This is a genomic window from Dokdonella sp., assembly GCF_049593775.1.
In the GTDB taxonomy this organism is placed as follows: Bacteria; Pseudomonadota; Gammaproteobacteria; order Xanthomonadales; family Rhodanobacteraceae; genus Dokdonella.
Map to the genome: position 1 here is coordinate 1 of NZ_JBAWHJ010000107.1, position 9,014 is coordinate 9,014.

Annotated in this window: 8 protein-coding genes; 2 read left to right on the forward strand and 6 right to left on the reverse strand. The window is 60.6% G+C overall.

From position 1 onward, the window contains the following. The 6 genes from WBP53_RS03565 to WBP53_RS03590 form a co-directional block, all read right to left on the reverse strand. Positions 1 to 674, reverse strand: a 674-nt coding sequence (locus WBP53_RS03565; RefSeq protein ID WP_423926004.1) for a putative DNA-binding domain-containing protein, incomplete at its 3' end; no start/stop codon positions are given. Further along, positions 671 to 1,570 carry a DUF692 domain-containing protein gene (locus tag WBP53_RS03570; RefSeq protein ID WP_423926006.1) on the reverse strand — a complete coding sequence of 300 codons (900 nt, stop codon included), beginning with the start codon at positions 1,568 to 1,570 and terminating at the stop codon, positions 671 to 673. The genes WBP53_RS03570 and WBP53_RS03565, both read right to left, overlap by 4 nt. Continuing rightward, a complete protein-coding gene (locus WBP53_RS03575; RefSeq protein ID WP_423926008.1) occupies positions 1,570 to 2,022 on the reverse strand; it encodes a hypothetical protein in 453 nt (150 codons plus the stop codon). Before WBP53_RS03575 ends, WBP53_RS03570 begins: the two co-directional genes overlap by 1 nt. Before the next feature lie 191 nt (positions 2,023 to 2,213). After that, positions 2,214 to 2,366 carry a hypothetical protein gene (locus WBP53_RS03580; RefSeq protein ID WP_423926010.1) on the reverse strand — a complete coding sequence of 51 codons (153 nt, stop codon included), beginning with the start codon at positions 2,364 to 2,366 and terminating at the stop codon, positions 2,214 to 2,216. Between the two features lie 256 nt (positions 2,367 to 2,622). Beyond that, on the reverse strand, positions 2,623 to 3,417 hold the full coding sequence (locus tag WBP53_RS03585; RefSeq protein ID WP_423926012.1) for a DUF3379 family protein: 795 nt from the start codon (positions 3,415 to 3,417) through the stop codon (positions 2,623 to 2,625). Further along, positions 3,414 to 3,926 carry a sigma-70 family RNA polymerase sigma factor gene (locus WBP53_RS03590; protein WP_423926014.1) on the reverse strand — a complete coding sequence of 171 codons (513 nt, stop codon included), beginning with the start codon at positions 3,924 to 3,926 and terminating at the stop codon, positions 3,414 to 3,416. The genes WBP53_RS03585 and WBP53_RS03590 overlap by 4 nt, the downstream gene beginning before the upstream one ends. 226 nt (positions 3,927 to 4,152) lie before the next feature. On the opposite strand from WBP53_RS03590, the gene parC reads away from it, so the two are divergent. Next, positions 4,153 to 6,393, forward strand: a complete 2,241-nt coding sequence (gene parC / locus WBP53_RS03595; RefSeq protein WP_423926016.1) for a DNA topoisomerase IV subunit A — start codon at positions 4,153 to 4,155, stop codon at positions 6,391 to 6,393. A 16-nt stretch (positions 6,394 to 6,409) separates the two neighbouring features. Further along, the gene (locus WBP53_RS03600; RefSeq protein WP_423926018.1) at positions 6,410 to 8,800 is read left to right on the forward strand and encodes a penicillin acylase family protein; all 2,391 of its coding nucleotides are present in this window, start codon (positions 6,410 to 6,412) and stop codon (positions 8,798 to 8,800) included. Positions 8,801 to 9,014: the final 214 nt, after the last annotated feature.

Consider the following 9,014-nt stretch of genomic DNA (forward strand, 5'->3'; position numbering starts at 1 on the left):
CAAAGAAGTGCAAAGTCACCCGCTTCCTGAAAACTGACTTGCAGCGCAATCAGTTCGTCGGGATCAACTGGACGGAAGCGGGTGATGCGCTCTTCGTCACGCCACAGGAGATGTGCGGGAACGCAGGATCCCGCCGTCGCGGGTGGGTCGCGTTCATCTTTCAACGCCTGCCAGATCTCAACGGTGTTGCATGCAGTCCTCAGCAGCCTGACGCTGGGATGGAACTCCAGGCGCAGCCGAGGCCATGCGTCAGCATCCAGCTGCCGGATATCCGACCACTGCGAGCGCGGCGCATCGCCAGCATCGAACGCGTCCAGCAGCAAACGCTCGAACTCGGCCAACTCGGATATCAGCGGGTGTGCCGCGAACGGTTCGGTAGCAGCCAGCCATGCCGGCGCCTGCGCTCCGAAGTGCCGAAGTGAGCGCACCCTGGAAGGACAGTCATTGACGAACCGTGTGCAAAACTCCTCCCACAACGCATCACCGAGATAGCGTGAAAGAACGGGATGGTCGGATTCCAGCGCTTCGCTGAGTCTCGAGTGATAGGCATTTGCATAGATGCCCAAGCCGATGTCGCTGTCGACGCGGCCCTGCTGACACAATCCACGCGGAAACTGCGCACCGCCGCGCACATGATCGAGGAAATGGTGCTCGAGGTCGCGAAGGGCGATCATGCGCACGCTTCCATCGTGGTGCCGGCCTCGATCACCGCGCCGATACGGCGCGCTTGTTCGAGCTCGGCAACCAGTTCGGCCAGAGGCGGAATATGATCATCCCGTTCGATCATCGTGGTGACCGACCCGATCTTTAGCAGCGTTCGTGCGTAGAGATCCCACACTTCCTTGCGTACGGGATGATCATGCGTATCGATCACGTAGTCGCCGTAGTCGCTATGGCCGGCCAGGTGGATTTGCCAGATTTTCTCGGCGGGCAGCCTGGCTACGTATGCGTCCGCGTCGAAGCCATGGTTTCGCGAACTGACATAGATGTTGTTGACGTCGAGCAGGATCCGGCAACCGCTGCGACGAACGATCTCGGCGAGAAATTCGGCTTCTTCCATTTCAGCGTCGGAAAAACTGATGTAAGTAGAAACGTTCTCGATCAGGATTTCCCGACCAAGGAAATCCTGGACTTCGCCGATTCGTGATGCAACATGCGTGATGGCCTCCGCGGTGTACGGCAGGGGCAGCAGATCATGGCTGTTGATGCCACCGTTTCCCGTCCAGCAGAGATGGTCGGACACCCAGATGGGTTCGACCTGCTTCGCAAGATCGCGCAACGCGCGAAGATAGTCGTGGTCAAACGGATCCGTACTGCCAATCGACAGCGAAACGCCATGCATGGCCAATGGATAACGCGAACGAATGGAGTCGAGATAATGCCGCGGCTTTCCACCAGCGACCATGAAATTCTCGGAGATGATTTCGAACCAGTCGACAGCAGGATTGTCCTGCAACACCGCGTCGAAATGCTCGGGTCTCAGGCCCAGTCCGTAGCCGTACAAAGGCCGGACGCCCGAAGCCGTGGCTTCGGGCGTCAGCGAACGCACGCCGTGGGCGCGATCAATCATCAGGACTTCGTGGTACCACCAACATCGGCGCAAGTGCTGGCCGGAATCGCGACGAAACCTTGCCCCTTGCAACCGCCCTGTCCCTTGCAGGCATTGTCAGCAGTCTTGCAATCGTTGTGTCCCTTGCAGGTATTCGCTCCGTAGCACTTTACGACGTCGCCCTGCTCGGCCTTGGCCATTCCTGCGGAGGTGTCCATCGTGCCACCCAGATCGGCACAGGCAGATTCTGTTGTAGCAACGAAGCCTGTGCCCTTGCAGGAGGCGGTGCCCTTGCATGCGTTCTCCGCGGTCTTGCAGTCATTGTGGCCCTTGCAGGCATTCACGCCCATGCAGTGTCCCACTTCTGCCTTGGCGGCTGCGTCACCGGCAAGCGCCTGACCCGAGGCACCAGCAAGACTGGCTGCGACGAGGGCGAGACTGAATCCGGAAATTCCAGCGCTTAGATTATTCATTGTGACTTTCTCCAAGTGTTCTTGCATTGTTGCGGCGTGACGGAAAACCCGTGCATTGGCCGCGTTTGAATCGATGAGCCTGAAAGCGCCCCTTCCACCATGACGATTTCGGGGCAGCGCGCACGCGCAAGGCTATAGACCCAGCATGCACGCACAATCTTTCATCGTCTGCAGAGGAACATGTGTCCGACTCACTTGCCCTGGCGGTTTGCGCTGCGCTGCAACACGAAATCGATTGAAACCGATCCGGGGTCGGCCACGCCCAGCCAGAGTAAAACTGCCAGGTAGGCAAACTCGCTCAAGGCCGGCGAAGAATCAAGCGGATCGACCTGATTACAGAACATCGCCCTTGAAGCCACAAACGTGGCTACGGTCAGTAGCGCAGAAAAAATGCGCGTTTACTGGCCAAGAATCAGCAGGATCCCGAAGACAAACTCGAGTCCTGATATAGAGGGAGCCGCCATGCCTGGCGCAAGGACACCTCATGCGCGAGAGCTCATCGTGACGGACGGAAGCGCACCCAGCTTCTCCAACCCCGTCCAGGGGAATACCCAGCCGGCGGATCTTGCGGATCAGCCAGGGCTGGTTTCCCGGATTGGCTCAGGGTGCCGCCCTGGGCAGGCGTGCGATCGTTGCCGCGGATCCAGGCGCGGCCCCGGGGGCTTGCTCAGAGGCACTCGCCACTCCATCGATCAGGGCGGACTTCCAGACCGTTTCTATGGCATCAAAATCACGATCCTCGCTTGCCAACATGACCAGCGAACCTTGACCCAGTGGCACTTCGCGTCCATGCATGCCGTCTTTGTCGAAATCGATACGTTCATGCGATGGCGAATCCGCTACGTAGAAGACGCTGACCGCGCCACTGCGCTCTGGCATGACCATGTGCACGGTCCGGTATGGCCCGGCTGGACACAGGTGTACGTAGTTGATCCCCTGCGGCACCGCGGACAACGCGACACCACGCGCGGCAAACGCGTCGATGACGGACTGGTCGCCAACCTCGCTGCCCGCTTCTGATGCTCCCACTTCATGGTGATGCATGTGCTCAACCACCAGCTTGGCCAACTCGGGCACGGCGTGTTGCCTGTTCGGCAATGCAACCAGCGCAATGACGATGGAGGCCGCGGCGGCGACAATCAGTGCTCCCAATCCACGCCTGCGTCTGCGGGAACGTGAGACCTGCCGATTCTCGGTTGTCTGGGCGAGCAGAATGCGATCTGAAAGGTTCGAGGGAATGGGCACATTGATGGCCTTTTGCAGGCGCAGTTCGAGCACGTCGGCTCGTCCACTGGCAGCGGCGCAATGCGGGCACGACTCCCGATGGGCAACAAAAGCCTCAAGGCTGCTGGCAGGCTCGCTGCCAAGGTGTCGACGGAATTCCAGGCAATTCATAGTTCACCCACTTGGGCAGCTGGGTCTTCGATTCCCAGCTGTCCTTTCAGTTTCTGCCGCGCCCTAAACAGCTGGGTCATCACGGCCGCTTCACCAAGATTGAGTTGATCGGCGATCTCGGCACAGGAAAATCCGCCAAGCACCTGCAGTACGAGAGGTTCGCGATACTTTGGATCGAGTCCGGCAATGGCCTTGCGCAAGGCCGATTCCTCGGTGCGTCGTTCAGGGGTTGGCTGCGGATCAGGCAGGTCCAGATCATCGATATCGTCCGATGGCATCGCCTTGCGTTCAAACAAACGCGCGTGTTCACGGCGCAGGATCGTGATCAGCCAGGCTTTCGCTGCACCGACCTCGCGCAGCTTGTCCAGTGCGCGCCATGCGCGGAGAAACGTGTCCTGAACCAGATCCTGGGCCAGTGCATCCTGACCGCACAGCCAATACGCATAGCGATACAGGTCTGTCGAGTGCCCGCGAACAAGGGCTTCGAATTGGTGTTGGCGACTGCTCATGAGCGAATGGACCGGCATCATTGCGGATTCCTTACATGGTGGGCCCATGTCTCGGCCCTGAATTCCGTTTTCCGGGTGGCGGCATCCGGTCATCGGCGTCCCACCGTGACCCGAGTCTCGGCGCACCCCACATCCGACGCAAGCACTCACGATGCGCGACCGGTCCCGATCCGGCACAATTCACGGTTCGCATCGCCCTTTCGTCGACGCATTGAAACCGGACACCATGACCCTGCAAGGCAATTACGAACAGATCGCGCTCAAGGACTACGCGGAGCGCGCCTACCTCGACTACTCGATGTACGTCGTGCTCGACCGGGCGCTGCCGTTTATCGGCGACGGCCTGAAGCCCGTACAACGCCGCATCATCTACTCCATGAGCGAACTTGGCCTCAGCGCCGGGGCCAAACCGAAGAAATCGGCTCGCACCATTGGTGATGTGATCGGCAAATTCCATCCGCATGGCGACAGCGCCTGTTACGAAGCCATGGTGCTGATGGCGCAACCATTTTCCTACCGCTACCCGCTTGTCGGCGGCCAGGGCAATTTCGGCTCGCAGGACGACCCCAAGTCGTTCGCGGCAATGCGCTACACCGAATCAAAGCTGACCCCGATAGCGGAAGCCCTGCTCGAGGAACTCGGCCAGGGGACCGTCGACTGGACACCCAACTTCGACGGCACGCTGAAAGAGCCCGCCTGGATGCCGGCGCGCATTCCGCATGTCCTTATCAATGGCACCACCGGCATCGCGGTGGGCATGGCCACGGACATTCCGCCACACAACCTTCGCGAAGTGGTGACTGCCTGCCTTCGTCTGCTTGACGATCCGGATGCCACCATCGCGGATCTCTGCGAACACGTGCCAGGCCCGGACTATCCGACCGAAGCAGAAATCATCACGCCGAAGAGCGACCTGCTGAATCTGTACACGACCGGCAATGGCTCCCTGCGCGCACGCGCAATCTATCAGCGCGAAGATGGAAACATCGTGATTACCGCGCTGCCCCACCAGGTATCGCCCTCGAAAATCATCGAACAGCTCGCCGCACAAATGCGGGCGAAGAAGCTGCCGATGATCGAGGACGTGCGCGACGAATCCGATCACGAGAACCCGATCAGGCTGGTCCTGATTCCCCGTTCCAGCCGTATCGATGCCGACGAACTGATGCCGCATCTGTTCGCCACGACGGATCTCGAGAAGAGCTACCGCGTCAATCTCAACATGATCGGGCTGGATGGACGGCCTCAGGTCAAGAATCTCAAGCAGATTCTCACCGAATGGCTGCGTTTCCGCACCGATACCGTTACACGTCGCCTGCAACATCGACTCGAGAAGGTCGAGCGCCGCTTGCACCTGCTTGAAGGTCTGCGCATTGCCTATCTCAATCTCGATGAAGTGATCCGCATTGTCCGCACCGAAGACGATCCGAAATCGGTGCTGATCAAGCGCTTTTCCCTCAGCGAGGAGCAAGCCGACTACATCCTTGAAACGCGACTGCGCCAGCTTGCTCGCCTTGAGGAGATGAAGATCAATGCCGAACGCGACGAGCTCGAACAGGAGCGCGCGAAGATCAACGTGTTGTTGAATTCCAAAGCCCGCCTGAAGACGCTTATCAAGGACGAACTGCGCGATGACGCCATGAAGTTCGGTGACGATCGTCGTTCACCGCTGGTCGCCCGGGCCGCGGCGCAGGCCCTTGATGAAGCTGCGCTCGTGACCAGTGAACCGACGACGATCGTGGTGTCGGTCAAGGGCTGGATTCGTGCTGCCAAGGGGCATGACATCGATGCTGCCGCGCTGAACTACCGCGAAGGCGACAGCTACCTTGCCAGCGCTCGCGGGCGCACTACGCAACAGGTCGCGTTCTTCGATTCCAGCGGCCGCAGCTATTCGGCAGCAGCTCACTCCCTGCCATCCGCTCGCGGCAATGGAGAACCACTCAGCGGGCGCTTCAGCCTGCCGGCAGGTGCACAGTTCGATACGTTGGCCATCGCCGACCCCGATACGCGTCTCGTGCTGGCGTCGACGTTTGGCTACGGCTTCGTCACCCGTTTCGAGAACCTGCTTGGCAGCAAGAAGGCCGGCAAGCAGCTGATGAACCTGGACGACAAGGCGCATGTGCTCAATCCGGCCATGGTCGAGGACTCGGCTCGTGACCGTATCGTGGTGGCAACCAGCTCGGGACATCTGCTCATGTTTTCGGTCGCCGAACTGCCCGAACTGGACAAGGGCGGCAAGGGCAACAAACTGATCGAAATACCGAAACCCAAACTGGCTTCAGGCGAACGCGTGGTTGGCGTGGCGGTAGTGGCCGAAGGCAAGGGTGAAGCCACCTTGTTCGCCGGGCAGCGCAAGCTGATCCTGAAGTGGGCCGACCTGGTCGAGTACGGCGGCAATCGGGCAACCCGTGGCAGCCTGTTGCCTCGCGGCTTCCAGCGCGTCGAGCGGATCGAGACCAGCGCATGAAAACCGGAGATTCCAGATGAGAAAACGCACATGCTGGATCATTCGGGGAGTCGTCGTGCTCGGTGTGCTGGCCGTCGCTCTTGCCGTCCTGGGCTGGCTGGCGTTGCGCGGCAGCCTGCCGCTACTTGACGGCCATGTGGTCACTTCGGAAGTCGTGGCCGCAACTTCGGTCGAACGCGACGAGCGTGGGACTGCCACCATTGCCGGCTCGAACCGAAGCGATGTCACCTGGGCACTTGGCTACGTCCATGCGCAGGAACGATTCTTCGAGATGGATTTGATGCGGCGAAGTGCGGCTGGCGAACTGGCCGAGCTGTTTGGCGTTGCAGCGCTCCCAATCGACCGGCGTGCGCGTGTGCACCGAATGCGTGCGCGCGCCGAAGCCACGCTGGCACTTCTACCGGAAGTCGAACGCACGCAGATTGAACGCTATCGTGATGGGGTAAACGCAGGGCTTGCCGCACTGGATACGCGGCCATTCGCGTACCTGCTGATGCAGACCAGCCCACGACCATGGGCGAGCGAGGATACGGTGCTCGTAGTCGACGCCATGTATTTCACCCTGAACGACGCCGACAATCGGCGCGAGCTCGCTTTTTCACGCATGCACGATGCTCTGCCGGAATCGGCGTGGCAGTTTCTTTCGGCAACCGGTGGTCGTTGGGATGCACCGCTGAGCGGGCCGCCAATGCGCTGGCCGGATCCGCCACCGATCGAAGATATCGACCTGCGCGCGCTCGACTCATCGCTGCTTGGCAACGATGACGCCGGATCCGATGATGTTCCGGGCAGCAACAGCTTTGCCGTCAGCGGAGCCCTTGCCGGCGGTGCCGGCTTGCTGGCCAACGACATGCACCTGGGCCTTGGCGTCCCGGGCATCTGGTTCCGTGTCCGCCTGATCTACCCGAATCCCCGTCGCCCAGGCGAAACCATCGACGTGGCAGGTGCCAGCTTGCCAGGCACGCCGGCTATCGTGGCGGGAAGCAATCGCTCCATTGCCTGGGGCTTTACCAACAGCTACGGAGACTTTACCGACTGGGTTCGCGTTGTAGCGGATCCCGAGGATTCCTCACGCTACCTGACTGCCGAGGGCAGTGCGCCGGTCAGCGCCGTACGGGAATCGATTCTGGTCAAGGATGCGCCGGCCGAAGTACTCGAAATCCGGGAAACACAGTGGGGGCCGATTCTCGCTGAAGATGTCGATGGAACGCCGCTCGCACTGGCATGGACCGCGCACCGTGAAGGCGCCGTCAATCTGGAACTGCTGCGCCTCGAACTGGCGGAGACCTCCGATGAAGGCATCGCCATCGCCCAGGCTGCTGGCATGCCCGCCCAGAACTTTCTCGTCGCCGATCGCTTCGGCAGCATTGCCTGGACCATTGCGGGACGAATTCCCGTGCGTATGGGCGGTTTCGATCCGAGACTCCCTGCGGACTGGAGCACCCCTGGAACGGGATGGAGCGGATGGCTCGCGGCGGCGGACTACCCGCTGATTTCCAATCCGCCATGGCAACGGCTGTGGACCGCCAACGCACGTACTGCCGACGAAGGGCCTCATCTTGATGCCCTTGGAGATGGCGGCTACGACCTGGGCGCTCGCCAACGCCAGATTCGCGACGATCTGCGTGGCAAGGAACAGTTCACGCCCGCGGACATGCTCGAGATCCAGCTCGATGATCGCGCACTTTTCCTTGAACCTTGGCACAAGAAGCTGGTGAACCTGCTTGAACACAGCGCCTCGACCCCGCAGCGCGCGCAGATTCGCAAGGCGCTCGAAGATTGGGATGGACGTGCGTCTATCGAGTCGGTCAGCTATCGGATCGTGCGAGCGTGGCGCAACGAGATCAAGGATGTCGTACTCGAAGCGTTCGCTGGTGCCGTGCGGGTGCGCCATCCGGACTTCGAGATGCCCAAGCTGGGCCAGAGCGAGCACGCCATCTGGATGTTGCTCGACAAGCAACCGCCAAACCTTTTGCCGCCAGGCTATCCGAGTTGGGAAGCGTTGCAGTCCGCCAGCCTCGATCGTGTTGCCGATCGGCTTGAATCACAACCCGGAGGAATTGCGGCGAGAACCTGGGGAGAGCGCAATACCGCTCGAATCACTCATCCCCTGTCCCGCGCCCTGCCCGGCTTTGTCGCGCAATGGCTCGACATGCCTGCCGACGAATTACCTGGCGACAGCAACATGCCGCGTGTGCAGGGGCCAAAGTTTGGTGCGTCGGAACGCTTCGCCGTAGCACCCGGAGACGAGGAACATGGCTATTTCGAATTGGCTGGCGGCCAAAGCGGTCACCCACTGTCCCCCTTCTACGGTGCAGGACACGCTGATTGGGTCGAGGGCAAGCCGACACCGTTCCTGCCTGGACCCGCGCGACATGCATTGCGGTTCGCTCCGGAGCACGAGTAGGCGGAAATTGAATTCAACAACTGAATTCAACAACGTAGCGGAGACGCAAAGTCCACCATCGAAGCCTGGGCCAGCAACGCGATTGACCAGCAAATCGGCTGTTGAAAACCCGGTAGGAGAGGCCTTCAGGCCCGATGCCGTTCGGCACGTTGCGGCTTTCGGCAGCCGAATGGCTGGTCAGAGCGCATCACGGCTGAAGCCGTTTCCTACGAAA

Excerpts from the sequence above, each read along its gene's own strand:
- WBP53_RS03570 (WP_423926006.1), bottom strand. The coding sequence starts at position 1,570 with ATGATTGATCGCGCCCACGGCGTGCGTTCGCTGACGCCCGAAGCCACG.
- WBP53_RS03575 (WP_423926008.1), bottom strand. The coding sequence starts at position 2,022 with ATGAATAATCTAAGCGCTGGAATTTCCGGATTCAGTCTCGCCCTCGTC.
- WBP53_RS03580 (WP_423926010.1), bottom strand. The coding sequence starts at position 2,366 with ATGTTCTGTAATCAGGTCGATCCGCTTGATTCTTCGCCGGCCTTGAGC.
- WBP53_RS03585 (WP_423926012.1), bottom strand. The coding sequence starts at position 3,417 with ATGAATTGCCTGGAATTCCGTCGACACCTTGGCAGCGAGCCTGCCAGC.
- WBP53_RS03590 (WP_423926014.1), bottom strand. The coding sequence starts at position 3,926 with ATGAGCAGTCGCCAACACCAATTCGAAGCCCTTGTTCGCGGGCACTCG.
- parC (WP_423926016.1), top strand. The coding sequence starts at position 4,153 with ATGACCCTGCAAGGCAATTACGAACAGATCGCGCTCAAGGACTACGCG.
- WBP53_RS03600 (WP_423926018.1), top strand. The coding sequence starts at position 6,410 with ATGAGAAAACGCACATGCTGGATCATTCGGGGAGTCGTCGTGCTCGGT.